22 protein-coding genes and 1 tRNA gene are annotated in these 26,497 nt (G+C 64.6%); 14 read left to right on the top strand and 9 right to left on the bottom strand.

What is annotated here, in order from left to right:
* Positions 1–81: 81 nt before the first annotated feature.
* Genes HWY45_RS13965 through HWY45_RS13950 form a run of 4 tightly spaced genes read left to right on the top strand, consistent with a single transcriptional unit; the run spans position 82 to position 6,524 of the window.
* Positions 82–2,943, top strand: coding sequence for a site-specific DNA-methyltransferase (locus tag HWY45_RS13965; protein ID WP_059881971.1), 2,862 nt, complete (start codon positions 82–84; stop codon positions 2,941–2,943).
* A 19-nt stretch (positions 2,944–2,962) separates the two neighbouring features.
* Complete coding sequence (locus HWY45_RS13960) at positions 2,963–4,063, top strand: hypothetical protein (RefSeq protein ID WP_059881969.1); 1,101 nt, start codon at positions 2,963–2,965, stop codon at positions 4,061–4,063.
* Positions 4,060–4,434, top strand: coding sequence for a hypothetical protein (locus HWY45_RS13955; protein WP_059881967.1), 375 nt, complete (start codon positions 4,060–4,062; stop codon positions 4,432–4,434). Before HWY45_RS13960 ends, HWY45_RS13955 begins: the two co-directional genes overlap by 4 nt.
* A gap of 20 nt (positions 4,435–4,454) precedes the next feature.
* On the top strand, positions 4,455–6,524 hold the full coding sequence (locus HWY45_RS13950; protein WP_059881966.1) for a UvrD-helicase domain-containing protein: 2,070 nt from the start codon (positions 4,455–4,457) through the stop codon (positions 6,522–6,524).
* 61 nt (positions 6,525–6,585) lie between these two features.
* Here HWY45_RS13950 and HWY45_RS13945 read toward each other — a convergent pair whose 3' ends face one another.
* The 5 genes from HWY45_RS13945 to HWY45_RS13925 form a co-directional block, all read right to left on the bottom strand.
* Entirely contained in the window at positions 6,586–6,939 is a 354-nt protein-coding gene (locus HWY45_RS13945) for a hypothetical protein (RefSeq protein ID WP_175038327.1), read from the bottom strand.
* A 40-nt stretch (positions 6,940–6,979) separates the two neighbouring features.
* Entirely contained in the window at positions 6,980–8,197 is a 1,218-nt protein-coding gene (locus HWY45_RS13940) for a DUF3396 domain-containing protein (protein WP_059881964.1), read from the bottom strand.
* A 12-nt stretch (positions 8,198–8,209) separates the two neighbouring features.
* Positions 8,210–8,971, bottom strand: coding sequence for a VRR-NUC domain-containing protein (locus HWY45_RS13935; RefSeq protein ID WP_059881962.1), 762 nt, complete (start codon positions 8,969–8,971; stop codon positions 8,210–8,212).
* The gene (locus HWY45_RS13930) at positions 8,968–9,486 is read right to left on the bottom strand and encodes a PAAR domain-containing protein (RefSeq protein ID WP_059881960.1); all 519 of its coding nucleotides are present in this window, start codon (positions 9,484–9,486) and stop codon (positions 8,968–8,970) included. Before HWY45_RS13930 ends, HWY45_RS13935 begins: the two co-directional genes overlap by 4 nt.
* A gap of 340 nt (positions 9,487–9,826) precedes the next feature.
* Positions 9,827–9,902: transfer RNA gene (locus tag HWY45_RS13925), tRNA-Lys, on the bottom strand.
* Between the two features lie 192 nt (positions 9,903–10,094).
* Here HWY45_RS13925 and HWY45_RS13920 point away from each other — a divergent pair.
* Complete coding sequence (locus tag HWY45_RS13920; protein WP_059563652.1) at positions 10,095–10,499, top strand: PaaI family thioesterase; 405 nt, start codon at positions 10,095–10,097, stop codon at positions 10,497–10,499.
* A gap of 10 nt (positions 10,500–10,509) precedes the next feature.
* The gene (locus tag HWY45_RS13915) at positions 10,510–11,376 is read left to right on the top strand and encodes a patatin-like phospholipase family protein (protein ID WP_059881956.1); all 867 of its coding nucleotides are present in this window, start codon (positions 10,510–10,512) and stop codon (positions 11,374–11,376) included.
* 33 nt (positions 11,377–11,409) lie between these two features.
* Here HWY45_RS13915 and HWY45_RS13910 read toward each other — a convergent pair whose 3' ends face one another.
* Positions 11,410–12,423: a D-2-hydroxyacid dehydrogenase family protein gene (locus HWY45_RS13910; protein ID WP_059563654.1), complete on the bottom strand. Its 1,014-nt coding sequence runs from the start codon at positions 12,421–12,423 to the stop codon at positions 11,410–11,412.
* Positions 12,424–12,846: 423 nt separating this feature from the next.
* Here HWY45_RS13910 and HWY45_RS13905 point away from each other — a divergent pair, with 423 nt between their 5' ends.
* Entirely contained in the window at positions 12,847–13,896 is a 1,050-nt protein-coding gene (locus tag HWY45_RS13905; RefSeq protein WP_059563655.1) for a LysR family transcriptional regulator, read from the top strand.
* A 137-nt stretch (positions 13,897–14,033) separates the two neighbouring features.
* Here HWY45_RS13905 and HWY45_RS13900 read toward each other — a convergent pair whose 3' ends face one another.
* The 3 genes from HWY45_RS13900 to dprA form a co-directional block, all read right to left on the bottom strand.
* Positions 14,034–16,631: a DNA topoisomerase III gene (locus tag HWY45_RS13900; protein ID WP_059881955.1), complete on the bottom strand. Its 2,598-nt coding sequence runs from the start codon at positions 16,629–16,631 to the stop codon at positions 14,034–14,036.
* A 192-nt stretch (positions 16,632–16,823) separates the two neighbouring features.
* Positions 16,824–17,204: a thioredoxin family protein gene (locus HWY45_RS13895; protein ID WP_059563657.1), complete on the bottom strand. Its 381-nt coding sequence runs from the start codon at positions 17,202–17,204 to the stop codon at positions 16,824–16,826.
* Between the two features lie 37 nt (positions 17,205–17,241).
* Positions 17,242–18,468, bottom strand: coding sequence for a DNA-processing protein DprA (dprA, locus tag HWY45_RS13890; RefSeq protein ID WP_059881952.1), 1,227 nt, complete (start codon positions 18,466–18,468; stop codon positions 17,242–17,244).
* 189 nt (positions 18,469–18,657) lie between these two features.
* On the opposite strand from dprA, the gene def reads away from it, so the two are divergent.
* The 7 genes from def to esaS all read left to right on the top strand — a co-directional run bounded on the left by def (position 18,658) and on the right by esaS (position 26,487).
* Positions 18,658–19,161, top strand: coding sequence for a peptide deformylase (gene def / locus HWY45_RS13885; RefSeq protein ID WP_059563753.1), 504 nt, complete (start codon positions 18,658–18,660; stop codon positions 19,159–19,161).
* 34 nt (positions 19,162–19,195) lie between these two features.
* Positions 19,196–20,179 carry a methionyl-tRNA formyltransferase gene (gene fmt / locus HWY45_RS13880; RefSeq protein ID WP_059881950.1) on the top strand — a complete coding sequence of 328 codons (984 nt, stop codon included), beginning with the start codon at positions 19,196–19,198 and terminating at the stop codon, positions 20,177–20,179.
* Between the two features lie 111 nt (positions 20,180–20,290).
* The gene (locus HWY45_RS13875; protein WP_059563660.1) at positions 20,291–20,932 is read left to right on the top strand and encodes a LysE family translocator; all 642 of its coding nucleotides are present in this window, start codon (positions 20,291–20,293) and stop codon (positions 20,930–20,932) included.
* A gap of 106 nt (positions 20,933–21,038) precedes the next feature.
* On the top strand, positions 21,039–21,896 hold the full coding sequence (gene htpX / locus HWY45_RS13870; RefSeq protein ID WP_017334630.1) for a zinc metalloprotease HtpX: 858 nt from the start codon (positions 21,039–21,041) through the stop codon (positions 21,894–21,896).
* A 193-nt stretch (positions 21,897–22,089) separates the two neighbouring features.
* Positions 22,090–23,487, top strand: coding sequence for a 16S rRNA (cytosine(967)-C(5))-methyltransferase RsmB (gene rsmB / locus HWY45_RS13865; RefSeq protein ID WP_059810459.1), 1,398 nt, complete (start codon positions 22,090–22,092; stop codon positions 23,485–23,487).
* The gene (locus tag HWY45_RS13860) at positions 23,484–24,074 is read left to right on the top strand and encodes a DUF4390 domain-containing protein (RefSeq protein ID WP_059563754.1); all 591 of its coding nucleotides are present in this window, start codon (positions 23,484–23,486) and stop codon (positions 24,072–24,074) included. Before rsmB ends, HWY45_RS13860 begins: the two co-directional genes overlap by 4 nt.
* Entirely contained in the window at positions 24,064–26,487 is a 2,424-nt protein-coding gene (gene esaS / locus HWY45_RS13855) for a sensor histidine kinase EsaS (RefSeq protein WP_059881948.1), read from the top strand. The genes HWY45_RS13860 and esaS overlap by 11 nt, the downstream gene beginning before the upstream one ends.
* Positions 26,488–26,497 lie beyond the last annotated feature (10 nt).

Raw genomic sequence — 26,497 nt, 5'->3', positions numbered from 1 at the left:
AGGAAGGTCGAACGCCGCCTTGTAGTCGCCGACAAATAACTCTGAGAAGCGCGACGCGCTGGACAACTGAGCAACAGACACATGGCCAAGAAACTTGCCACGCAAGCCTCGAAAGTAATCGAAGACCTCGTCCATAACGAGGCCAAGCGTAAGAATATTCCAACCGTGGAGCATCAGTCGGTGATGCAGCACCACGAGCAGGCTCCAGTGAAGGTGGCGTACCCCCGTGGTGGCAAAGGACTGGACGATGAAAAGGGGCAGCGCAATCGCGACCTCGACCCCCAGTTGGTCTGGCGTGGGAAGGATCAGCAGGACTGGTCCGACTTGGTGATCAACGCGCCGCCGCTCTACATCCAGGAAAAAGTGAAACCCAAGGTGCTGATCGACGACCTGCGCCGGGTCAGCGAAGCAGCCGCGCCTCCCGCGATGGGCGATTTGTTCGGCGACTTCAACGGGCTGCCGGAAGGCGCGGACAGGACCGAGTTCTACCAGCACGAGGGGCATTGGCAGAACCGCATGATTCTAGGCGACAGCTTACAGGTGATGGCGTCGCTGGCCGAGCGTGAAGGACTGCGCGGCAAAGTGCAGTGTATTTATTTCGATCCTCCGTACGGTATCAAATTTAACAGCAATTTCCAATGGTCAACGACCAGCCGCGACGTGAAAGATGGCAATGCCGGCCACATCACGCGCGAGCCGGAGCAAGTGAAGGCGTTCCGTGATACGTGGCGAGATGGCATTCATTCATATTTGACGTATCTGCGTGACCGGCTGATGGTGGCGCGGGATCTGCTCACGGAATGTGGCTCGATCTTTGTGCAAATCAGCGACGAGAATGTTCATCGCGTTCGTGTGTTGCTGGACGAGGTATTTGGCGACAGGAACTTTGCCTCGCTCATTTCGTTCCAGAGCACGACGAGCCTTGGGACGCTCGGCCTCTCTGCGGCAGGGGACTACGTCATCTGGTACTACAAGGACGCTGACAAAGCGAAGGTTCGACCACTGTTACGCCTCAAGGCCGAGCAATCTGGCTTCGACTACTACAGTTACCTACGTGATGTCGATGGACGTATGTGGCGCGGTACGAAAGACGAGCTGCAATCGGGTCGGTTCCAAGTCTTCTTCCCGGACAACATTACGAGTCAGCGGCCATTAGGAGAGGGCGACCTGAAGGAGTTCTTCTGGCGCGGGGCAATCTTTCGACCGGGCAAGGGAACGTTCAAGACGGAACGCTTAGGGCTCGAACGCTTGAGTAAGGCAGGCCGCCTCTACGGCACGTCCGGTGGAGTACTTCGTTATGTTCGCCTTATCGATGATTACCCCGCGGCTTCAATGAACAACTTCTGGACTGATACCGGAACGGGTAGTTTCACGGAGTCGAAGGTTTATGTCGTTCAGACCAACGCAAAGGTCATAGAGCGTTGTGTTCTGATGACTACTGACCCCGGCGATTTAGTGCTTGACCCGACCTGCGGCTCCGGCACGACAGCCTACGTCGCTGAACAATGGGGCCGCCGCTGGATCACCATCGACACCTCGCGAGTGGCACTGGCACTGGCCCGTGCGCGCATCATGGGAGCACGTTACCCCTTCTACCTGCTCGCCGACAGCCGGGAAGGGCAACTGAAGGAAGCCGAAATAAGCCGCAGCGCGCCATCGTCGCAACCAGTGTATTCCAACATTGCGCACGGCTTCGTGTATGAGCGCGTGCCGCATATCACGTTAAAGTCCATCGCCAACAACGCCGAGATCGACGTTATCTGGGACAAGTTCCAGCAAACCCTTGAACCGCTGCGTGAGCAGTTAAACAATGCACTAGGAAAAAACTGGCCGGAATGGGAAATCCCGCGCGAAGCCGATGCCAAATGGAGCGCCGTTGCTAAGAAGCTGCACGCTGACTGGTGGCAGCAGCGCATTGGCAGGCAGAAGGAGATCGACGCCGCCATCGCAGCCAAGGCCGAATTTGAATTCCTCTACGACAAGCCGTATGAAGACAAGAAGCGCGTGCGCGTGGCCGGCCCATTTACGGTGGAGTCGCTCAGTCCGCACCGCGTACTCGGTGTGGATGAAGCCGATGAATTGATCGATGGCGTGGCCGAAGATCGTGCTGATTATGGGCAGGATTTTACGTCGATGATCTTGTCCAACCTCAAGACGGCGGGAGTTCAGCAGAAGAACAAGGACGACAAGATTGAGTTCTCCGCGCTGGAACCGTGGCCCGGCGAAGGCTATGTGGTGGCCGTCGGCACATATATGGAAGGCGACAAATCTAAACGCGCTGGCATCTTCGTTGGCCCCGAATTCGGCACCGTGTCCCGTGCGGACCTCGTGGACGCCGCGCGTGAAGCTGGCGACGCCGGGTTCGATGTACTGATCGCCTGCGCCTTCAACTACGACGCGCCGGCCAGCGAATTCAGCAAGCTCGGCCGCATCAACGTACTGAAAGCGCGGATGAACGCAGACCTGCACATGGCAGAAGACCTGAAGAACACTGGCAAGGGCAATTTATTTGTGATCTTCGGTGAACCGGACGTGGACGTCCTTGATACGAAGGGTAACAGTATCCGGAAGTATGATGGCAAGCGTGACGTCATCGAAGTACCTGTCGGAGAGGAGCTGGTGGTGAAGATCCGAGGTGTTGATGTATTCGATCCGAGCACAGGAGAAGTGCGCAGCGACGACCCGGATGGCATCGCCTGCTGGTTCCTCGACACTGATTACAACGAGGAATCCTTCTTTGTCCGACACGCGTACTTTCTCGGCGCGAACGATCCGTACAAGGCTCTGAAGACTACCCTCAAGGCAGAAATCGATGCGGATGCCTGGGCTACTCTCAACAGCGACACCTCGCGCCCCTTCCCCAAGCCGAGCACCGGCCGCTTTGCGGTGAAGGTTATCAACCACTTGGGGGATGAGGTGATGAAGGTTTTTAAAGTGGGGTAAACTCGGTCGGCGAGGACTTATGAAGACCGAATTCTCTCAACCAAGATTCACCGGCGCGCGATTCGACGAGCACACGCTGCCCGTCGACGTTGCACGCGATCTCGCTGCATACGAAGCCCTGATTGTCGAGTTGGCCAAGCACCTGTATCTGGAGGATCACCCCGACCGGCAGCGTGTACCGAAGGGGTTTGCAGCGAACTTCCGGTTGGACATCGAGCGGATTGACGAAGGCAGTGCGAAGCCACTTTTGGCGTTGGTCATCGCGGGTGCGCTCGCCCTTCAAGGCGGAGAGCGGGACTACTTCGAAAAAGCTCGTGATCTGGTCGCGGAATGTGTCGCCGCTCCAGTGGCTGCCCTTCCGGAAAGCTTCCCTAAGGAGTTGCTGAGTCACTTCAACCAGTTCGGTCGTTCATTGCGTGAAGACGAAACACTGGAGTTGCCACGGCCGGGAGGGAACGATCCTGCTCGCCTGACCCAAGACAAGCGAAAGCAACTGGTTCTCGCAGCCGATCAGGTTTATCAGCGTGAAATTGCCCTGCTTGGCTACATCGAAGAAGTCGATTTCGCAAAGTCTAGTTTTCGCCTGCGGTTGAGCGATGAGGGGCAAGCTACAGTGCCTATGCCAGATTCGTTTCACAACAACGCCCGCACGTACGCCGGTCGCAAGCGCCATCTAATTAGCGTGCTTGGCATTGGTACCTATGATGCTTGGGATCGCTTACAGAAAGTCATTGCTGCCGATTCTCTCGAGGTCATCAAGAACCACGCCATTGCTACGAGGTTCGACGAGATTTCTCAGCTTGAAAACGGCTGGTTTGACGGTGGCGGCTTGGCTCCAGATGCCAATGCATTGGCGCTTGTTTCCGAAAAGCTGGTCGCCGAGTACCCCGATAAATTGCCGCTGCCGCTGATTGCACCCAAACAGGACGGAAACCTGTTGCTGGAATGGACTGCGGAAGGAGATCCTTCGCTCGACATCGACTTGACCGGTGCGCAGGCAAGCTTCCACGCGTTCGCGGCGAATGGCGAAGATGTGGAGCGCGATTTCAACTTAGATGCTGGTGGTTGGCAGTTGCTGCTCGCGTTTCTGGGTGACAACATCAAGACATATCAAGCATGAACGACCAAACCTTGCTGTTGCGCCAGGTGCATCCCAATTTCTTTCCAGATGGCGAGGTTTCCAGCCAAGCCTTCTTTCCGTTCCCGAAAGATGACGGAAAGCTGTCCGTTTATGACGGTGACCAGATCGCTGCAGAGGATTCGCATCGTCATTACACGGTGGACCTTGGTCTGCAATCCGCTGGCGTTTGGGCAGTCAACGGCGAAGAAGTCGGTTCGGTCGGGCTTTCCTTTCGGACTGACCCCGTGGATGGAAATCCGGCACACGCTGTTGTCGATTTTGGCGCTCTCGCCGAAAAGGAATGCAGGAAGCTCGCGAAGCGCCTGAGGAAGCTCGCGGTCGATCGCGGCAATCTGTATCGCGCCGCGTGATACCTGTCAGGTAAAAAGTGATGGAATTCCGAATCGCCGACACGTTCACCGCTAGCCTCGCGCGACTGACTGGGGACGAGCAAAAACTGGCTAAGACCACGGCTTTTGACCTGCAGGTCGATCCGACGGGCAATGGCCACAGTTTCCACAAGCTAGACAAGGCGAGAGATTCGAATTTTTGGTCGGTGCGGGTCAGCCGCGACATTCGCCTGATCGTTCACAAGACTGCTGGCAGCCTATTGCTGTGCTACGTCGATCACCACGACAGGGCCTATCAGTGGGCTGAGCGCCGTAAGTTGGAGACGCATCCAGCTACCGGTGCGGCGCAGCTGGTGGAAATCCGGGAGCTGGTGCGGGAAATCTCCGTTCCCGAATATGCGGCAAAGACCAACCCTGCGTCCGCAAAACTTTTTGGCAAATACAGCGACAAGCAACTGCTGGCGTACGGTGTACCCCCGGAATGGCTGTTGGACGTGCGTGCGGCGGATGAAGACAGTCTGTTGGAGTTGGTGGCTCACCTGCCTAGTGAGGCGGCAGAGGCTCTATTGGAGCTGGCTACAGGCGGCATACCTGTTGCACCGAAGCTTGCGGAAAAGACCGAAGACCCGTTCCAACACCCGGATGCTCAGCGTCGCTTCCGCGTGATGTCCGACACGGACGAACTGGCGCGCGCACTTGAGTATCCGTGGGATAAGTGGACGGTGTTCCTGCACCCGGCGCAGCGGCAGATGGTCGAGCGCGATTACAGCGGTCCGGCACGTGTTTCCGGTTCCGCTGGCACGGGGAAGACCGTGGTGGCCTTGCATCGATCTGTGCAACTGGCCCGCAATGACGAGGATGCACGTATCCTGCTTTCCACCTTCTCCGACACGTTGGCAAATGTATTGCGGTCGAACCTGTACCGGCTCGCCTACAACACGCCAAAGCTGGCCGAACGCATCGACGTGGCCGCGATGGATGCAGTTGGAGCCAAGCTTTATTCGGCGGAATTCGGCAAGCCGACGTTCGCCAGCCGAGAGGAAATTTCGTTGCTGCTGAAGTCAGCCGCTAGGGACGTCGATGGGCTGAGCGGCAACACTTCTTTCCTGCTGTCCGAATGGGATGACGTGGTCGATACGTGGCAACTCGAAAGCTGGGACGAGTACCGAGATGCAAAACGACTGGGCCGCAAAACACGCCTGCCCGAAGCGCAGCGCGCGCTGTATTGGCGGGTATTTGCCAAGGTGAAGGAGCACCTGCGACAGACCGGCAAGATCACCACGGCCGAGATGTTTCGCAAACTTGCCGAGGTCATGCCAAAGCGCAAGCATCCGGTGTTCGACTACATCATCGTTGATGAAGCTCAGGATATTGGCGTGCAGCAACTGCGCTTCCTGGCTTCTATCGCCGGCGACAGGTCCAATGCGCTGTTTTTTTCTGGAGATTTGGGGCAGCGTATCTTTCAGCAGCCGTTCTCGTGGAAGTCCCTGGGTGTGGACGTGAGAGGCCGTGCCCGGACGCTGACCATCAATTACCGCACCTCGCATCAGATTCGTTCACAAGCCGACCGGTTGCTCGGTCCGGAGGTGTCCGACGTGGACGGAAATCTGGAAAGTCGCAAGGGCACCATCTCCGTTTTCAATGGACCCGAGCCGGTGATCCGTAGCTTCGACGGCCCCGATTTAGAAAGTCAGGCCGTTGGGCAATGGTTGAAGGAGTCCGGAACAGGCGGAGTGCTGCCGCATGAAATCGGTGTCTTTGTGCGCTCAGAGGAAGAGTTTCCGCGGGCGAGGGCTGCCATTGAAGCCTCGGGCCTACGGGCTCGAGTGCTCGGCAAGGATATGGCCACTGAGGAAGGGTTTGTCAACGTCACGACCATGCATTTGGCCAAGGGCATGGAGTTTCGCGTCGTAGCAGTTATGGCCTGTGACGAAGACATCATTCCGTCTCAGCGCCGCATCGACATGGCGTCAGATGACGCGGAATTGACGGAGATTTACAACACCGAGCGTCATCTTCTCTATGTCGCCTGCACGCGGGCTCGTGACCTCCTGCATGTTTCAGCAATAAAGCCAGGATCGGAGTTCTTGCAAGATTTAATGCAACGATAGGATGCGGCTGGCAGCACGGCATGACTTCGCTGTGCTGCCAGCTTCTCTGCTGTGCAAGTGGTCATGACGAGAGCGGGAGCTTTTCCGTTTTGTGCATCTGGACCCAGTATGTGTTGCGTTCTTCGTCAGGTACGTTGAAGGGCAGAGTGTCTTTGCGTCTTGGGCCGTTGGCCCAGACTGCCAGTTCGTCTTTTGTCATGCAGTTCAGCGAATAACGCCGCCGCCGGGAAACGCTGTTGGACCGGTCGGCGGCGGAAGGGGAAGCGCCCATGATTCGCGCGACATCGCGCATCGGGCGCGTCGCAACACCGATTCGACTGCACGGGCATATGCCACTGCAAAGCACTTCCTCGTCCTCGCCGGACGATCGACTGTTGACGCCAACGACGGTCGTTTGTCCGTCTCCGATACTCATGTTGCCGCCCAACGTGTGCTGCACTGTGCTCTTGACCGTGTTAGGAGCCCGATACGCTGTCGTAGCCGAACCCATTCGACGCTGCGGGTACATCGGGCAGTCTCATTGCTTTCCGTAGCCGACGCAGATTCGCGGCGATCGCGGGCTTGCTTTCCGCCACCTTCGGGCTTGCGTGCAAAGCCTGCCATTGCGACATGATCTGATCGTCTGGCAGAACGAAGCGCTTCAGCCAGGCTTCGGTCGCGATGGTCGTATTGAGCATCGGCGCAGTGCTGTCAAGCGTGCCGCTTTGCAGGATGTCCATCGCTTCCGCAATGATGGGACGCAGCGCCGCGTCAAGCAGCACATACGCCGGCGGGGGCAGAGGAGGCTTCCCCGGACCAGCAGATACGCCGGATTGCGGGGCGGCGCCCGCTTGAACGATCAAGCCACCGTCCTTCAACGGCTGACGCACATACCAGTCGGGCGGCAGTGTGAGCGAGTCGGTTCCGCCAGCGGTGCCCACGAGGTCCGCGTCCAAAGCAACGAGCCAGTCCACCGTCTTGATCTTTCCAATCAAATCGACCGTGCTTACGCCCATCGGATCACCGACATCGATCCCCGGACCATAGCGGCGCGCGAAAAAATACTCGCTCGCTTCGTTCGGTTCCCGTCCCATAGGCGGCACGTTGACTGCAAATCCCGCGTGACCGGACACCGTGGGCAGGGCTTCACAGAAAGCGGCGAACAGCGCCTGGAACACACCAGGCCGTTGCTCGAGGAAGGCGCGCGGGACCGTGAAGTCGATCACGTCCATCCCGCGTCCGAGGTTCGCTTGCCAATCCGCGATCGTGAAGACGGCGAACTCGTAGAACCCTGTCGCGAGCTTGTGCTCAGCGCTGGTGAGCTGTACGACGAGTGCTTCGTTGGCAGGGATGGTCTCCACTAGAGCGGCAAGACCAGGCGCCTTGTCGAGCGTCATGGGCTGCTCGCCCTCAGTGTAGAACCAGCGCAGCGGACCTTCCTTCGACGGCTTTTCCCCGGCGGCCACTTGCAGCGCGTGGGTGTACTCGTCGATCGCCGCGCGGTACTGCTCGAAGCACTTCACGATCGCGGCGCGCACGGCGGGCGTGTGTCCGTCGCGGAAATACACCACACCGCGCACCACAAGGGCGGCGCCGGTGATCCCTTTTTGGTACGCCGGCTCGTATACCCCGAACGGCAGCGTATCGGCGCGGCGTGGGTCCGCGATCCATGCCTTGATTTCGTCTTCTGTCATTTCATCGTTCCATCACGGGATCAGCGGCGGCAGACCACCGGGTACCAACGGCGGGAGTCCACCACCGCCGGGGATGTTCGGAAAGACACTTCCGCTCCTTCCACCCCCACCAAGCAGTTCGTCCATGTCCGACGAGGATGATGTCTTGGGCCGGCGTTGCGCGGATGTCTCGCCGTCTTGCTTGTCATCACCGCACCCGCATTCGGCGGGGCCTAACGACACGAACTTCGCGCGCCCCCCGGCAATACGGATATAGTCCCGCTCCTGATTACGACCGTAGTCGTCGGGCGGGAACTTGAACTCTACAACCTGCTTGATGTTGCTTTGAACGGGCGGTTGCGTCGCATCGTTCACGATCACCACATCCGGCCGTCGCAGGTTACCGTTCCCGGCCTTATACGTCTTGCGCCCGCCAGGCCAGAAGTCCTCGATCCATTGCCAGATGTCCAAATGCGGGCGTAACGGATCGTCGGGGTCGGTCACCGGCTCCGGCGGGGCCGCTTTCATGTTGTACGTCTGCTCCGGTTTGTAAACCGTCGGCGCACCGGTTTCTAAGCGCGACAGTCCGTTCGCAAAATCCAAGCGCTGCTGGACGCAACGTTGGCGCTGGATTCGACCGTTCTTCGTCGCTACACCGATGTTTTTGCACTTGCAAAGCACGCTGCAAAGGACCGCCCGGTCCTTCGCCGAAAGACGACCGTTGACCCCAACCTGGTTCGTTTGCCCTTCCGGCGAGACCCGGCCGCTCGCGGTCCCCGGGCCGTAGTCGCTCATTCGGACGTGTTCCCGGGATGCTCGAACGTCAACGAAGAGGCGTCATGGTTGTCGAGCCAATCCGTGAACCCATTGGCGTCCGTCTTCCCCTGGACCACGCGCCCATCCGCGGCGCGCACGATGTACGGGTGGCCGGCGACCGGCTGGCGCGTGACGTCGTCGAGCACCTGGAATCTTCCCCGGTATGGCGTTTGAGGGATTGCCTCGGATAGGACGCTTTTCCCGCCGCCAATGGAACCGCCGCTAGTTGGTTCAGCCGTCGTATTGTTTTGCGAGGCGATGAGCGTGGCCCCGCATGCGGTTGTATCGCCTTCCGAGGCGACGGGCCGGCCGTCGAAGGTCACGCCGAGGTTCTTGACGCCGACGATCGGATAGACCCCACCACACTTGGGACACGACACCTTGTCGCCCAAGAGCGCGAGGGGGACGCCGTCCGACTTGTTCTCCGGCGAACACGCAAGCACGCGGCCGCCATGCGAGGTTGTGTCACCCTCGCGGATGAATGCGAAACCCATAATCTGTGCCCTCTCTTTTTTTGTCGGAGGAATTTAGCACAGAGGGTTTTCTCGGGACCACCCTGTCGACGTTGACAGAGCTTTCGCGTGTCACTCGCACGCGGCGCCTTGTCTTAGCGAATTCGCCGTGGGTCTGCGCGTCCGCTTGTCTGCGCGGCGCGTACGACACTAGCGCCGAAGGCCTGCGTATTCGGCGTTGACCTACGCGTATCGCAGCGAAGGCTCGTCGATATGTGTCGGCATGGATTGATGTAGACCCAAAACGCCTACACCATGCCTACACGAAACCCGGAAAGCAAAAAGCCCAGCCGTGTAGGCTGGGCTAAGTGCTTGAATTTATTGGTGGGGCGTGAGTGACTCGAACACTCGACCTACGGATTAAGAGTCCGCTGCTCTACCAACTGAGCTAACGCCCCCAACAGAAGAAAGATTATGCACGGCTTTTCTCGGGCTTGCAAGCCCTTTCTGCGAATTTCCTGAAAATATTTCGTCACGGCCGGCGGGGCGAGTCCGGGTAACAACGAGAGATCGCAGTTGGCGCGCTCCCGGTATGATGACGCCCACACCTGTTGCGCGGCGGTCGCGCAACATTTCCTGGACATTCGAAGATGGACGAAAACGCAGTCCGCGAATTGCTCGACCGGTTGCTGGCGCCGTGGGTCCGCTCGCTCGGTCTGGTCCCCGTATCGATCTCCGACGACAGCGTCACGCTGCGCCTGCCGTTTTCCGGCGAGTTCCGCCATTCCGGCGGCATGATCTGCGGCCAGGTGTTCACGGCCGCCGCCGATACCGCGATGGTGGTGGCGATCTCGAGCGCGCTCGGCGAATTCCAGCCGATGACCACCGTGTCGCTGAATACGAACTTCATGCGTCCGGTCCGCAAGGGCGACGTGCTCGTCACCGCGCGCGTGCTGCGGATGGGGCGCAACCTGGTGTTCGGCGAGGTCGAGCTGTTCGACGAGGACGGCAAGATGGCCGTCCACGCGACGTCGACCTACGCGCTCGTCAGCTGAGCGCCGCGCGATGTTCGACCAGATCGTGTTCGCGGGCGGCGGCAACCGCTGCTGGTGGCAGGCCGGCTTCTGGGACGTCGCGCAGCCCGCGCTCGCGCTGCGGCCGCGCGTGATCGCCGGCATCTCGGCGGGCGCCGCGACGGCCTGCATGCTGTACACGCGCGATGCGGCCTGGGTGATGCGCTATTACGAGCAGGCGTTGCGCCACAACCGTAAGAACGCGTACTGGGGCAACCTGTTCGGCCGCGAACCGGTGTTTCCGCACTACCGGATCTACCGGCAGGCGCTGCTCGACATCTACGGCGAGCCGTTCGCGAAGCTGGCCGACGCACCGGAGATCCGCATCGGCGTGTCGCACGTGCCGCGCTGGCTCGGCGCGCGCAGCGCGGTCGCCGCGGGCCTCGTCGCGTACAACATCGAGAAATACCTGCGCAAGACGCTGCATCCGACGCTCGGCCGGACGCTCGGCTTCCGGCCCGAATTCGTGCGCGCGCAGGCTTGCGCGGGCGTCGAGGAACTCGCCGACCTAATCCTGCAGTCGTCGTGCACGCCGCCGTTCACGCCGGTGCTGCGCCGCAATGGCCGGCCGGTGCTCGACGGCGGGATGGTGGACAACGTGCCGGTCGGCGCGCTCGACGCGTCGCCGGGCCACGTGCTGGTGCTCGTCACCCGGCTGTATCCGCGGCCGCAGATGTTCACGGTCGCGCACGGCGACCAGCAGCGCCTCTACGTGCAGCCGTCGAGCAAGGTGCCGATTTCGAGCTGGGACTACACGAGCCCGTCGCAGATGCGGCACGCCTACGATCTCGGCCGGCGCGACGGCGAGCATTTCCTGACCCGCGTCGACGCGATGACGGGCGGCCGCGCCGTCGCCTGACGATGATTCGGCGGCGGGCGCGCCCGGGGGCGGTCAGCGCTTGCGGATCGGCGTCAGCGCGTCCGTGTTGACGACGCTCGACGTGTCGCCCTGGTCGAACGCGAGGATGTTCCTGAACGCCGCGCTGAAATACAGCTCGTAGCTCTCGCGCTCGACATAGCCGATGTGCGGCGTGCAGATCACGTTCTCCATCCGCAGCAGGCTGTAGCCCTGCAGGATCGGCTCGCTCTCGAACACGTCGATCGCGACCATCCCCGGCCGGTTGTGCGACAGCGCGTTGACGAGCGCGTTTTCCTCGAGCAGCTCGGCGCGGCTCGTGTTGACGAGCAGCGACGTTGGCTTCATCCGCATCAGGTCGTCCTGCTTGACGATGCCGCGGGTGTCGTCGTGCAGGCGCAGGTGCAGCGACAGCACGTCGCTCTGCTCGAACAGCGCCTCGCGGCTGTCGGCCGCGTCATAGCCGTCCGCGCGCGCGGCCTCGAGCGAGTGCTCGCGGCCCCACACCAGCACCTTCATCCCGAACGCCTTGCCGTAGCCCGCGACGAGCCGGCCGATCTTCCCGTAGCCCCAGATGCCGAGCGTCTGGCCGCGCAGCACCTGGCCGAGGCCGAAGTTCGGCGGCATCGCCGACGTCTTCAGGCCCGATTGCTGCCACGCGCCCTGCTTCAGGTTCGCGACGTACTGCGGAATGCGGCGTTGGGCGGCCATGATCAGCGCCCAGGTCAGCTCGGCGGGCGCGATCGGCGAGCCGGTGCCTTCGAGCACCGCGATGCCGCGCTCGGTACAGGCTTCGAGATCGACGTGGCCGCCGATGCGGCCGGTCTGGCTGATCATGCGCAGATGCGGCAACTTGGACAGGAGTTGCGACGAAATCGGGGTGCGTTCGCGAATCAGCACGAGTGCTTCGACTTCCGCCAGGCGGCTCGCGAGTTGTCCCAGGCCGCGCACCGTGTTGTTGAAGACCTTCACGTCGTGGTCGGCAAGCATCTGGAAGCAATTCAGCTTGCGGACGGCGTCCTGGTAGTCGTCGAGGATGGCAATTTTCATGGTTCGGGAGTCGCGCGTTGAAAGCAGGGGCGGCGGCGGCGCCGGTCGCGCAGCGCCCCGCCCGGCCGGGGCCGACATGATGCTATGACGGGCGCCCGCATGGTGTCTTTTTAACAGGTTGTTACGCCCTGCCGCAATTGGCGCCGGCCTGCCGGGGCGCCGCGTCCGCGCGGCCCGGCGGCCTGCGATGCCGTGCCGCATCAAACGCGTCATTCCTCATTCCGTCGCTTCGCCGCCGAGGTTCACCCAATTGTTGCTCGAATCAGAATAATTGGATCAATTAACCGGATTGGCCGAGGATGTTTGACTATTTTTATCGGGGCAACGGGGCTTGTTGAGCAACTCTGCATCAAATCCGCTGTCGTAGGAGAATTACGCATTTGCTTCATCTTTTTGAAGTTGTAACAGCGGCAGGAGTCGTTTATGGATCATTTGCAGTCGATGCGAGTGTTCGTCAAGGTTGCGGATCTCGGCAGTTTCGCGCGGGCCGCAAGCGCAATGGATATCTCCAACGCGGTCGCGACCCGTCACGTCGCCGATCTGGAAGGCCGTCTCGGCACGCGTTTGCTCAACCGCACCACGCGCAGCCTTTCGCTCACCGAGTCCGGCCAGGTGTATCTGGAGCGCGCGCGCCAGATTCTCGACGAGCTCGAGGACGTCGAGCAGATGGTCGTCGCCCGCAACCACGAGCCGGTCGGCACGCTGCGCATCGTCGCGCCGGTCGTGTTCGGGTTGCACAATCTCGCGCCGGTCCTGCAGACCTATACCGAGCAGTTTCCCAAAGTGGTGCCGGATCTGACGCTGGTCGACCGGCAGGTCGACCTGGTCGAGGAAGGCTTCGACGTCGGTATCGTGGTCACGCGCCAGATGCGCAGCGCCAGCATCGTGACACGGCGGCTGACCACCGGCTGCATGACCGTCTGCGCGACGCCGAGCTATCTGGAGAAGCACGGCGTGCCGACCCATCCGGAACATCTCGCGGAGCACCCGAGCCTGAGCCTGCCGACCGAATACTGGGGCGACGATCGCGTGTTTACGGGGCCGGACGGCGAAGTGCGGGTGCGGCCGACCAACGTGGTCGTCGCGAACAACACCGCGATGCTGCGCCAGTTCGCGCTGCTCGGGATGGGCGTTGCGATCCTGCCGAGCTACCTGATCGGCGGCGACATCGCGCGCGGCGCGCTGGTGCGGCTGCTGTCCGATTTCCGGCTGCCGCAGGTCGAGATCAACATCGCGTACCCGAGCCGCCGCCACCTGCCGGCGAAGGTGCGTACCTTCATCGACCATCTCGTCGAGCACTTCAGCCATTCGACGGACGCGATGATGGGCGAACAGTGGGCGGCGCAGAGCGCCGTGGCGGGCCCGATCGGCGTCGAGATGCACGCCGAGCGGCCGGATGCGGTCGATTCGAAGGCGTCGTCGCGCCTGACGCGGTCGCCGCGCACGCGGGTCGCGGTGCCGTCACCGCTGTAACGGCGCAGGCGGGGTGGTGATCGAACCGCCCGAGCAATAAAAAACGCGGATCGAGCGATCGATCCGCGTTTTTTGTTGGCCGGCCCGGCGGCGTGCGCCGGGCGGCGGGCCCAACAGGCCTTGGGCCCACCGGGCCATTACGACCCGGTCTTGCGCGCCGTGGTTTTGCGCGCGGCGGTCTTGCGGGCCGGTGCCGGCTTCTCGTCGGTGCCTTCCGTTACCGTTTCCGCTTCCTTCGTCGCCGATTTCGCCGTCTTCTTCGCGGCAGCGGCCTTCGGCTCCTTCTTCTCGAACTCGAAACCGATCTTGCCGTCCGGCTGCTTCACGAGGTACGCCTTGAAGTTGCGGCCGGTGCGCGACGACTTGAAGCTCGGCAGCAGGTCCGTGCGGCCGTCGGCGAGCAGCTTGCCCATCTGCTCGCGGGTGATTTCCTGCTGCAGGATCACCTTGCCCGAGCGGAAGTCGCAAGTCTTCGGGTTTGCGACCGAATGCTCGCACACGTAGCTCATCCCGTGCTCGAACACGCGGCCCTTGCACTTCGGGCAGGCGCCGACCGGCTCCTGCGCGGAGAAGTCCGGCGCTTCGCCTTCCTCGCCGCCCTGATCCTGGCCGAAATCGAACTCGAGCTTGTAGTTTTTCGTCTCGTCGTCGAACGACAGCTTCAGGATCGCCGAGAACGGCCGGCCCATCTTGCTGCGGAAACCGGACAGCGGGCCGATTTCCTTCTTCTGCAGCAGCTCCTCGACTTCCGCGATCTCGAACTGCCGGCTGCCCGGGATCTTCGAGATCGAGAACTCGCACTTCGTGCACGCGAAGCGGCGGTAGTTTTCCTTCACCTGGCCGCCGCAGTTCGGGCACGGCGTCTCGAGCGTCGCGTAGTCGCCGGGGATCGTGTCGGAATCGTATTCCTTCGCGCGCTTGACGATCTGCTGCGTCATGCGGGCGATTTCCTGCATGAACGCGTCGCGCCCGAGGTTGCCGCGTTCCATCTGCGACAGCTTGTATTCCCACTCGCCGGTGAGCTCCGGCGCGGTCAGCTCCTTCACGCCGAGCCCGCGCAGCAGCGTCATCAGCTGGAACGCCTTCGCGGTCGGGATCAGCTCGCGGCCTTCGCGCACGAGGTATTTCTCACCGAGCAGCCCTTCGATGATCGCCGCGCGCGTGGCCGGCGTGCCGAGCCCCTTCGCGGCCATCGCCTCGCGCAGCTCGTCGTCCTCGACCAGCTTGCCCGCGCCTTCCATCGCGGACAGCAGCGTCGCTTCCGAATAGCGTGCGGGCGGCTTCGTCACGAGCGCCACCGCGGCGATCTCGTCGGTCTTCACCTTCTCGTTCTTCTGCACCGGCACCAGGTTCGCGTCCGCGCCTTCGGCGTCGCGGCCGTACACCTGCAGCCAGCCCGGCTCGACGAGCACCTTGCCTTCGGTCTTGAAGGTATGGCCGACGACTTCGGTGATCCGCGTCGTGACGCGGTATTCCGCCGCGGGGAAGAACACTGCGAGGAAGCGCTTCACGACCATGTCGTAGAGCTTCTGCTCCGGCTCGGACAGCGACTTCGGCGCCTGCAGCGTCGGGATGATGGCGAAGTGGTCGCTGATCTTCGAGTTGTCGAAGATCCGCTTGTTCGGCTTCACCCAGCCCTTGTCGAGCACCTGCTTCGCGTGCGGCAGGTAGTTGTGGCTCTCCTTGAGCATCTCGAGCGTCGACTGGACCGTGCCGATGTAGTCTTCCGGCAGCGCGCGCGCGTCGGTACGCGGGTAGGTCAGCACCTTGTGCTTTTCATACAGCGCCTGCGCGAGGCCGAGCGTGTTCTTCGCGGAGAAGCCGAAGCGGCTGTTCGCCTCGCGCTGCAGGCTCGTCAGGTCGAACAGCAGCGGCGACAGCTGCGTCGACGGCTTCGATTCCTCGGAGACCGTGCCGACCTGGTCGCGGCAGGCCGCGACGATCGTTTCGGCGGCCGGCAGGCTCCAGAGCCGCGAGTCGCGCTTTTCCGGGTCGAATTCGTCGCGCTTGAATTTCGGGTCGTACCACTTGCCTTCGTAGAAGCCGCCTGCGCAGACGAACTGCGCCTTCACTTCCCAGTAGTCACGCGGGACGAAACGGCGGATTTTTTCTTCACGTTCGACGACGATCGACAAGGTTGGCGTCTGAACGCGGCCTACCGTCGTCAGGAAGAACCCGCCGCCCTTGCTGTTGAACGCCGTCATCGCGCGGGTGCCGTTGATCCCGACGAGCCAGTCCGCTTCCGAGCGGCAGCGGGCGGCGTCGGCGAGCGGCTGCATGTCCGCATCGCTGCGCAGGTTCGCGAAGCCGTCGCGGATCGCCTGCGGCGTCATCGACTGCAGCCACAGGCGCTGGACCGGCTGCTTCGCCTTCGCGTGCTGCGCGATCAGGCGGAAAATCAGCTCGCCCTCGCGCCCCGCGTCACATGCGTTGATCAGCCGGTCGACGTCCTTGCGCTTCATCAGCTTGGTCAGCACCTTGAGGCGCGACTCGCTCTTCGCGATCGGGTTCAGGTCGAAATGCGGCGGAATGACGGGCAGGTGCGCGAAGCTCCACTTGCCGCGCTTGACCTCGTACTCCTCGGGGGCAGCGATTTCCAGCAAGTGGCCGACAGCCGACGAAAGGACGAATTCGTCGCTTTCGTAGTATTCGTCATGCTTGGTAAAGCCGCCCAAAGCGCGCGCGATGTCGTTCGCGACAGAAGGCTTTTCCGCAATGATCAGAGCTTTGGACATGACAGGTGTGTGTTGGTAGACCGGAGTTGCCGGTTGTGGGTCCCTTTTACGACGGCTTTATAGCACACGGCGCCGTGACGGCGGCGCGGCGTGTAAAAAGCGGCCCATCATAGTGGGGGGGCGCACCGGCGGCAAGCGCCCGGCGCGGTGCGATGCGCAAACGCGCGAAAAACCGCGGCGCCGGGGCTCGGCTCAGGCCTCGACGTTCAGGATGTTGCGCAATTTCGGCGCATGCGGCGCGCCCGGCACGGCGGTCAGGTCGGCCAGCATCCGCTCGACGATGACGGCATGCGGCAACACCGTGCCGAAAAAGCGCGCGGCGTTGGCGTCCTCGATCAGGATCGTCGGGAAATTCTCGACATCGAGATCGTCGAGCTGGTCGGCGTGCGTTTCGATGTCGATCCACGCGAAACAGACGTCGGGATGCGCGTCGGCGAGCAGGTCGAACGCGGTGCGGTAGTCGCGGCACGTGCCGCACCATTCTGCGCACAGGCAGGCGACGAGCAGCGTGTCGGGATCGCGGAGGCGCTCGGCGATCCGATCCGCGTCGGTGTCGAGATTCAGCGCGGGCATGGTTTTCCTTGCAAGTCGGCGGGCGGCACGGCCGCTCCTATGCGGGGGACTGTAGCATGCCGGGCGGCGGCTGCGGCGAGGCGGGCGCGTCGAGCCGGACGAAGCGCCCGCCCGGCAGGCCCGCGACGCGGCCGGCCAGTTCGAGCGCGAGCAGCGCCTGATGGAGCGCGTCGTCGGGCAGGCCGCTGCGCTCGGCCAGCCATTCGTAGGTCACGGGGCTGTATCCGAGCGCGGCGAGGACCGCGTGTTCGGGGCCGTGCGGATCGGCAAGCGCGCGTGCGCGCACGGCCGGCCCCGTGTCGCCAGGCGTGGCGGCGGGCCGGTCGACCGGGCCATATTCCTCGAGCACGTCGTCCGGCGCCGCGGTGAGCTTGGCGCCGTCGCGGATCAGCGCGTGGCAGCCCTGCGCAAGCGGCGCGTGGATCGAGCCCGGCATCGCGAACACGTCGCGGCCCATTTCGTTCGCGAGCCGCGCGGTGATCAGCGAGCCGGAGCGCGGTGCGGCCTCGACGACCAGCACGCCGCTGGCCAGCGCGGCGATCAGCCGGTTGCGCTGCGGGAAGTGCGCCGCGCGGGCCGGCGTGCCGAGCGGCCACTCGGAGACGATGGCGCCGTGCGCGGCGATCTCGTGCGCGAGCGGGCGATGCCGCGCCGGATAGACGAGGTCGGCGCCGGTGCCGATCACGGCGATCGTGCCCGAGCGGCCGTCCAGCCCGCCCCGGTGCGCGGCGGCGTCGATGCCGAGCGCGAGCCCGGACGCAATCGCGAACCCGGCGTCGGACAGCGTGCGCGCGAAGTGCGTCGCGTCCGCGAGGCCCTGCGGCGTCGCGTGGCGGCTGCCCACGATCGCGATCGCGCGCGCGTGCAGCAGTGCGACGCGGCCCTTTACATATAGCAGCGGCGGCGGATCGTGCAGGTCGAGCAGCCGTGGCGGGTACGCGGGATCGCCCAGCGTGACGATGGCGTTTCCCGGCCCGTCGAGCCACGTACGCGCCGCGTCGGCGCGCGCGTCGAGGTCGCCCCGCGCGCTCCCGCGCACGGCCTGCGCCGCCGCCGGGCTGCTCGCGGCGGCGATCGCGTCGTCCGGCGCGTCGAGCAGCGCGCCCGGCGAGCCGAACGCGTCGAGCAGCACGCGCAGCGTGGCGGGCGGGAGGCCGGGGGCATCCGCGAGCTGCAGCCACGCGCGCAGCTCGGCGGTGCTCAGCGCGTGCGGCGACATGAGGAAACCGTCGAACGCGACGGCCAGCGGGCCGCGGGCTGCCATGATAAAATTTTCATCATCCGAAATAACCCGATGAAGCCGCGCACGCAGGCGCGCGGCCGATTGCAGGAGGCGTGATCCGCCGGCGTTGATACGCCGTGCGTCCGCCTCATCTTCATTGCATCCCCGCGGCTGGGCCAGTCGGCCGGATGGCCGACGCGACGCCCCGCCGCGTTACCGATGACGAACACCATGGCTTTGCTGAACATCATTCATTACCCCGACAAGCGGCTGCACAAGGTCGCCAAGCCCGTCGACAAGGTCGACGACCGGATTCGCAAGCTCGTCGCCGACATGGCCGAAACCATGTACGCCGCGCCGGGCATCGGCCTTGCCGCCACGCAGGTCGACGTGCACGAGCGCGTGATCGTGATCGACGTGTCGGACGAGAAAAACGAGCTGCGCGCGTTCATCAACCCCGAGATCGTGTGGTCGAGCGATGTGAAGCAGGTCTACGAGGAAGGCTGCCTGTCGGTGCCGGGCATCTACGACGAAGTCGAGCGTCCGGACCACGTGCGCGTGCGCGCGCTCAACGAGCAGGGCGAGACGTTCGAGCTCGACTGCGAGGGGCTGCTGGCCGTGTGCATCCAGCACGAGATGGATCACCTGATGGGCCGCGTGTTCGTCGAATACCTGTCGCCGCTCAAGCAGAGCCGCATCAAGACGAAGATGAAGAAACTCGAACGCGCGATGTGACGCGCGTTCTCCTGCCCGACCCCAATCCGTTGTCATGACACATTCGTTGCGCGTCATTTTTGCCGGTACGCCGGAATTCGCCGCGGCCGCGCTCGCCGCGATCCACGAGGCCGGCTTTCCGGTGCCGCTCGTCCTCACGCAGCCCGACCGTCCCGCCGGGCGCGGCATGAAGCTGCAGGCGAGCGCCGTGAAGCGCTATGCGGTCGAGCACGGCATGCCCGTCGCGCAGCCGCCGTCGCTGCGCCGCGCGGGCAAGTACCCGGCCGAGGCGGCCGAAGCGATCGCGCAGTTGCGCGCGACCCCGCACGACGTGATGGTGGTGGCCGCCTACGGCCTGCTGCTGCCGCAGGAGGTGCTCGACATTCCGCGCCACGGCTGCATCAACATCCATGCGTCGCTGCTGCCGCGCTGGCGCGGCGCCGCGCCGATCCATCGCGCAATCGAGGCCGGGGACGCCGAGACGGGGGTGACGCTGATGCAGATGGACGCCGGGCTCGACACCGGCGCGATGCTGGACGAGGCGCGCGTGACGATCGCGCCCGACGACACGACGGCGACCCTGCACGACCGGCTCGCGGCCGACGGCGCGCGCCTGATCGTCGACGCGCTGGTGCAGCTCGAGCGCACCGGCAGCCTGCCGGCGACGCCGCAGCCGGCCGACGGCGTGACGTACGCGGAAAAGATCGGCAAGCACGAGGCCGCGCTCGACTGGCGCAAGCCCGCGGACGTGCTGGCGCGCCAGGTGCGCGCGTTCGATCCGTTCCCGGGCGGCGTCGCGACGCTCGACGGTGCGGCGCTCAAGCTGTGGGCGGCGGCGCCCGTGCCGGCGCGCGGCGCGGCGGCGCCCGGCACGATCGTCGATGCGGGGCCGGATGGCGTGGTCGTCGCCTGCGGCAGCGGCGCGCTGTGCGTCACGCAATTGCAGAAACCCGGCGGCAAGCGGCTGCCGGCGCGCGAATTCCTCGCCGGCGCGCCGCTCGCCGCCGGCCAGCAATTCACGCTGCCCGACGCGTCCTGACCGCCATTCGACCCGGCCCGCCGGCCGCGCGCAATCGGCCGAACGGCCGAGTCGCGCGGCATCGCGGGCGCGCGTAGAATTTCCCTGCGCTTCCCCGGTTCCGAGGTCCACATGCTTGGCATCACCCATTTCGGCTTCTTTCTCCTGGCGGTTTTCCTGCTGAACGTCACGCCGGGCCCCGACACCGCGTACATCATCGGCCGCAGCGTCGCGCAGGGCCGCGGCGCGGGGCTGATGTCCGCGCTCGGGATCTCCGCCGGCTGCTGCGTGCACGCGCTGGCCTGCGCGTTCGGCCTGACGGCGGTGCTGGCCGCGTCGGCCACGGCGTTCACGGTGATCAAGCTGGTGGGCGCGGCCTACCTGATCTATCTGGGCGTGCGGATGCTTCTCGCGAAGCCCGCGGCCGGAGCAGGAGCCGCACCGGCCGCCGCCGCCGTGGCCGCCAAGCCGCTGCGCCAGCTGTTCATGCAGGGCTTCTGGACGAACGTGCTGAACCCGAAGGTCGTGCTGTTCTTCGTATCGTTCTTCCCGCAGTTCGTGTCGGCCGACAGCGCGCACAAGGCGCTGGCGTTCCTGACCCTCGGCGCGGTGTTCGTCGTGATGAGCACGCTCTGGAACAGCATGCTCGCGTGGGTCGCGGGCAGCGTGACGCGCCGTTTCTCGGGCAAGCCGGGCGTGAAGAAGTGGCTCGACCGCACGGTCGGCAGCGCGTTCGTCGGGCTGGGCCTCAAGCTTGCAACTTCGCAGCGTTGAGATTGAATTTTTCCGAAGTGCACTTATCTAACAGATCGCTTACAAATTTCCGCCGCGCCCGTTCGGGGCACCCGGCGGGTGCTGCATTCGGATAAGGAGTGGACGTATGTTCAATTGGGTCAAAACGGCGATGCTGATGGCCGCGATCACGGCCCTGTTCATCGTGATCGGCGGGATGATCGGCGGATCGCGCGGCATGACGATCGCGCTGCTGTTCGCGCTCGGCATGAATTTCTTCTCGTACTGGTTCTCCGACAAGATGGTGCTGCGCATGTACAACGCGCAGGAAGTCGACGAGAACACGGCGCCGCAGTTCTACCGGATGGTGCGCGAGCTGGCGACGCGCGCGAACCTGCCGATGCCGCGCGTCTACCTGATCAACGAAGACGCGCCGAACGCGTTCGCGACGGGCCGCAACCCCGAGCACGCGGCGGTCGCGGCGACCACCGGCATCCTGCGCGTGCTGTCGGAGCGCGAGATGCGCGGCGTGATGGCGCACGAGCTCGCGCACGTGAAGCATCGCGACATCCTGATCTCGACGATCACCGCAACCATGGCAGGCGCGATCTCGGCGCTCGCGAACTTCGCGATGTTCTTCGGCGGGCGCGACGAGAATGGCCGTCCGGCCAATCCGATCGCCGGCATCGCGGTCGCGCTGCTTGCGCCGATCGCCGGCGCGCTGATCCAGATGGCGATTTCGCGGGCCCGCGAGTTCGAGGCGGACCGCGGCGGCGCGCAGATTTCGGGCGATCCGCAAGCGCTCGCGACGGCGCTCGACAAGATCCATCGCTATGCGGCGGGCATTCCGTTCCAGGCGGCCGAAGCGCATCCGGCCACCGCGCAGATGATGATCATGAACCCGCTGCACGGCGGCGGCCTGCAGAACCTGTTCTCGACGCACCCGGCCACCGAGGAACGCATCGCGCGCCTGATGGAAATGGCGCGGACGGGGCGCTTCGACTAAGTCCCCCCTGTCGCAACGTGCGTGGCCATCACCGGCATGCACGCTCGACCCACCCCGCATGTCTCGCACTGCGGGGTGTTCTATTTGTGCGGCCCGAAAAAGGGGCGCATGGTCACACGCTACAATGCGCGGTTTGGGATCGTGGCGGCCACGCGGCCGCCGCGGCTCCCGCTGCTGCCGACGCCTCGACCCGATGACACGAACCCGCACCTCCGCCAAACCTTCGTCAGGCCGTCCGGCTCGACTGTCCGCCTTGCATCTCGCGCCCGATTCGCTTGCCTTCGCGCTCGACGCGGCCGCGCAGGCGGTCGACGCGGTGCGCCGCGGCACCGCGCTGCCGGCTGCGCTGGCGACGGTGTTCGCGGGGATGGTGCCCGGCGCGCAGGCGCTGGCGCGCGGTGCGACGCAGGACATCGCGTATCGCACGATGCGCCGCCTCGGCAGCGTCGACTGGCTGATCGGCCGGCTCGTCAGCAAGGCGCCGCCCGCCCATGTGCATGCGACGCTCGCATGCGCAGTCGCGCTGCTGCTCGACGACGCCGACGACGCTGCGTATTCCGCCTTCACCGTCGTCGACCAGGCCGTGACCGCGATCGGCGCGCGCCGCGAGTTCGTCTTCGCGAAAGGGATGGTCAATGCGGTACTGCGGCGCTTCCTGCGCGAGCGCGAAGCGCTCGTCGCGGCGATGCAGGACGACCCGGTCGCGCGCTGGAACTACCGCGCATGGTGGAGCGACGCGGTGAAGGCCGCGTGGCCCGACGGCTGGCAGGCGATCCTCGCGGCCGGCGATCGGCCTGGCCCGCTGACGCTGCGCGTGAACGCGCGCCGCACGACCGTCGATGCGTATCTCGACACGCTGCGCGCGAACGGAATCGACGCAGCGGTGATCGGCCGGCATGCGGTGCGGCTCGCATCGGCGCTGCCGGTCGAGCGCATTCCGGGCTTTGCCGACGGCGTCGTATCGGTCCAGGACGCAGGTGCGCAGCTCGCCGCCGAATGGCTCGGCGCGGCCGACGGGATGCGCGTGCTCGATGCGTGCGCGGCACCCGGCGGCAAGACCGGACACATCCTCGAACTGGCCGACGCGGAGGTCGTGGCGCTCGAAAGCGACGCAGCCCGCGCGGCGCGCATCGGCGAGAATCTCGCGCGGCTGTCGCTCGTCGCGGACGTGCGCGTCGGCGACGCGGGCGCGCCCGCTGCATGGCACGACGGCCGGCCGTTCGATCGCATCCTCGCCGATGTGCCGTGCTCCGCGTCCGGCATCGTGCGCCGTCATCCGGACATCCGCTGGCTGCGCCGCGCGACCGACATCCCGGCACTCGTCGCCGAGCAGCGCCGCATCCTGGCGGCGCTGTGGCCGCTCGTGAAACCGGGCGGCGAGCTGCTGTACGTGACCTGCTCGATCTTTCCGGAAGAAGGCGAACTGCAGGCGCGCTGGTTTGAAGCGGCCTGTGAAGATGCGGTACGATTGGACGCGCCGGGCCAGCTGCTGCCGCGCGCCGTCTCGGACGACGCGCAGGGAGGCGCGGGCGGACTCGACCAGAACACCGATCACGACGGATTTTTCTACGCGCGGTTTCAGAAACGGTGACGATCAAACACCTCTTTCCACTTCGGCTCGCGGCCGTCCTGCTGGTCGCGCTGACGCTGTGCATCGCATTCGCGAGGCCGGCGCGCGCCGAATCGATCGCCGTGCAGCGCGCGTCGCTGCAAGCCGACGGCAGCGGCTGGAGCCTCGATGCGCGCTTCGACTTCGAGCTGAACCCGAACCTCGAGGACGCCGTCAACAAGGGCATTCCGCTTTACTTCACCACCGATTTCGAGCTGGGCCGCGCGCGCTGGTACTGGTTCGACGAACAGCCGGTGTCGGTGTCGCAGACGTTCCGCCTGTCGTTCCAGCCGCTCACGCGCGAATACCGCGTGTCGACGGGCGGCCTGCAGCTCGGCTTCAGCTCGCTGAAGGACGCGCTCGCCGTCGTCAAGCACGTCACGTCCTGGCACGTGATCGACAAGAACCAGGTGCGCCAGGGCGACACCTATACGGCCTCGGTGCGGATGCAGCTCGATACGGCGCTGATGCCGAAGCCGTTCCAGGTCGACGCGGTGAACAACCGCGACTGGACGCTGTCGTCGGACTGGAAGCGCTTTATCTTCACGGTGACCGAACGTGCTAAATAAAGTGCGCCGCGCGGCCAGCGGGAAGAGCCTCCTCATCCGCGTGATCGTCTCGACCGTCGCGCTCACCGCGCTGCTGCTGCTCGTGCTGCTGGCGGCCGCGAGCGCGAACACCGAATTCTTCGACCGCTACTACTCGTGGCTGTACGCGACCAACATCATCGTCGCGGTGGTGTTCCTGCTCGTCGTGCTCGGCCTGATCGGCATGATCGTCGTGCGGCTGAGGAAGGGCAAGTTCGGCACGCGGCTGCTCGCGAAGCTCGCGGTGTTCTTCGCGCTCGTCGGCGTGGTGCCGGGCGGCATCATCTACGTCGTGTCGTACCAGTTCGTGTCGCGCAGCATCGAATCGTGGTTCGACGTGAACGTCGAGACCGCGCTGACTGCCGGCCTGAACCTCGGCCGCGGGATGCTCGACGCATCGCTGTCCGACCTGCAGACCAAGGCGCGCCTGATGTCGGACCAGCTCGCGAGCGTCGACGCGAACACGAACGGCACGACGCTCACGCTGCTGCGCCTGCGCGACCAGTTCGGCGTGCAGGACGCGACGATCGTCGAGCCCGGCCGCAGCGGGGCGGGCGCCGCGCCGGACCTGCATATCGTCGCGCAGGCGTCGGGCAATTTCGCGGCGCTGATTCCGGACGACCTGCCGAGCCCGATGATGCTGAACCAGGCGCGCGAACACGGCGTGTACGCGGCGATCGAGGGCGAGGTCGACGGCGATCCGCACGCGCACGGCGCGAAGGGCGCGCTGCGGCTGCGCGTCGTGCGGCCGATTCCCGACGCCACCACGTCGATGCTGCAGCCGGCCGAGCGCTTCCTGCAGCTCACGCAGCCGGTGCCGCCGACGCTCGCGCACAACGCGGACGCCGTGCAGCGCGCGTATCGCGAATACCAGGAGAAGGCGCTCGGGCGCACCGGCCTGCGCAAGATGTACATCGGCACGCTGACGCTCGCGCTGTTCCTCGCGACCTTCATCGCGATGATGCTCGCGCTCGCGCTCGGCCAGCAGCTCGCGCGGCCGCTGTTCCTGCTCGCGCAGGGCACCAAGGAGGTGACGGAGGGCGACTACACGCCGAAGCGCGAGATCAAGACGCGCGACGAGCTCGGCTTCCTCACGCAATCGTTCAACGCGATGACGCGCCAGTTGTCCGAGGCGCGGCTCGCGGTCGAGAAGAACCGCGTCGCGCTCGAGCATTCGAAGACGTATCTCGAGAGCATTCTCGCGAACCTCACCGCGGGCGTGTTCGTGCTCGACCGCCAGTTCCGGCTGACGACGGCCAACCGCGGCGCCGAGCGGATCTTCCGGCAGCCGTTCGGTGCGCTGATCGGCACGACGCTCGACCAGGTCGGGGTGGTCGCGGAATTCGGCGCGATGGTGCGCAAGGCGTTCGCCGATCGCGAGGCGGCGTCGGACAACGGCAGCGGCGATCGCGGCCACTGGCAGCAGCAGTTCGCGGTCGAGGTGCCGGGCGAAGCCGATCCGCTGACGCTGCTCGTGCGCGGCACGCGTCTCGTGTCGACGGTGGAGGGGCAGGCGGACGGGAAGGTGGACGACGCGCAGACGGCCGGCTACGTCGTCGTGTTCGACGACATCTCCGACGTGATTTCCGCGCAGCGCTCGGTGGCCTGGGGCGAAGTCGCGCGCCGGCTCGCGCACGAGATCAAGAACCCGCTGACGCCGATCCAGCTGTCGGCCGAGCGCCTGCAGATGAAGCTGTCGGACAAGCTCGCGCCGCCCGATGCGGACGTGCTCAAGCGCGGCGCGACGATGATCGTCAACCAGGTCGCCGCGATGAAGCGCATGGTCGACGATTTCCGCGAATATGCGCGCACGCCGCCGGCGGTGCTCGCGAACCTGCAGTTGAACGAACTGGTGAGCGAAGTGCTCGGGCTGTATGGCGTCGGCGAAGGCAAGAGCCCGATCGCCGTCGAGCTCGCGCCGCTGCCGGTGATTCGCGGCGATGCGACGCAACTGCGCCAGGTGATCCACAACCTGCTGCAGAATGCGCAGGATTCGGTCGCGGATGTCGCGCAGCCGCGTGTGTTGATCGAAACCAAGACAGTAGAATATGGCGATCCCGACGCCGAGGGCAAAACGCGCGTCGCGGTTCGCCTGACCGTGTCCGACAACGGGCCGGGCTTTCCGGCGCGGATCCTCACCCGCGCGTTCGAGCCTTACGTGACGACCAAGGCGAAAGGCACGGGCCTCGGGTTGGCCACGGTGAAGAAAATCGTCGACGAGCACGGCGCGCGGATCGATCTGCGCAATCGCATGCACGGCGAGGCCGTCGAGGGTGCGCAGGTGTCGATCCTGTTCCTGCAGCTGGCGAGCGATGCGCCAGGCGCCGAATCGGGCGCGCAGGGCGGAACGACCCCCGCAAAGACAAAAGCAAGTGTGCAGACAAGGGCAGCATAAAAGGGCAGCG

The organism is Burkholderia stagnalis (assembly GCF_902830275.1).
GTDB classification, from domain to species: Bacteria; Pseudomonadota; Gammaproteobacteria; order Burkholderiales; family Burkholderiaceae; genus Burkholderia; species Burkholderia stagnalis.
This window is presented reverse-complemented; position numbering and strand designations above follow the sequence as displayed.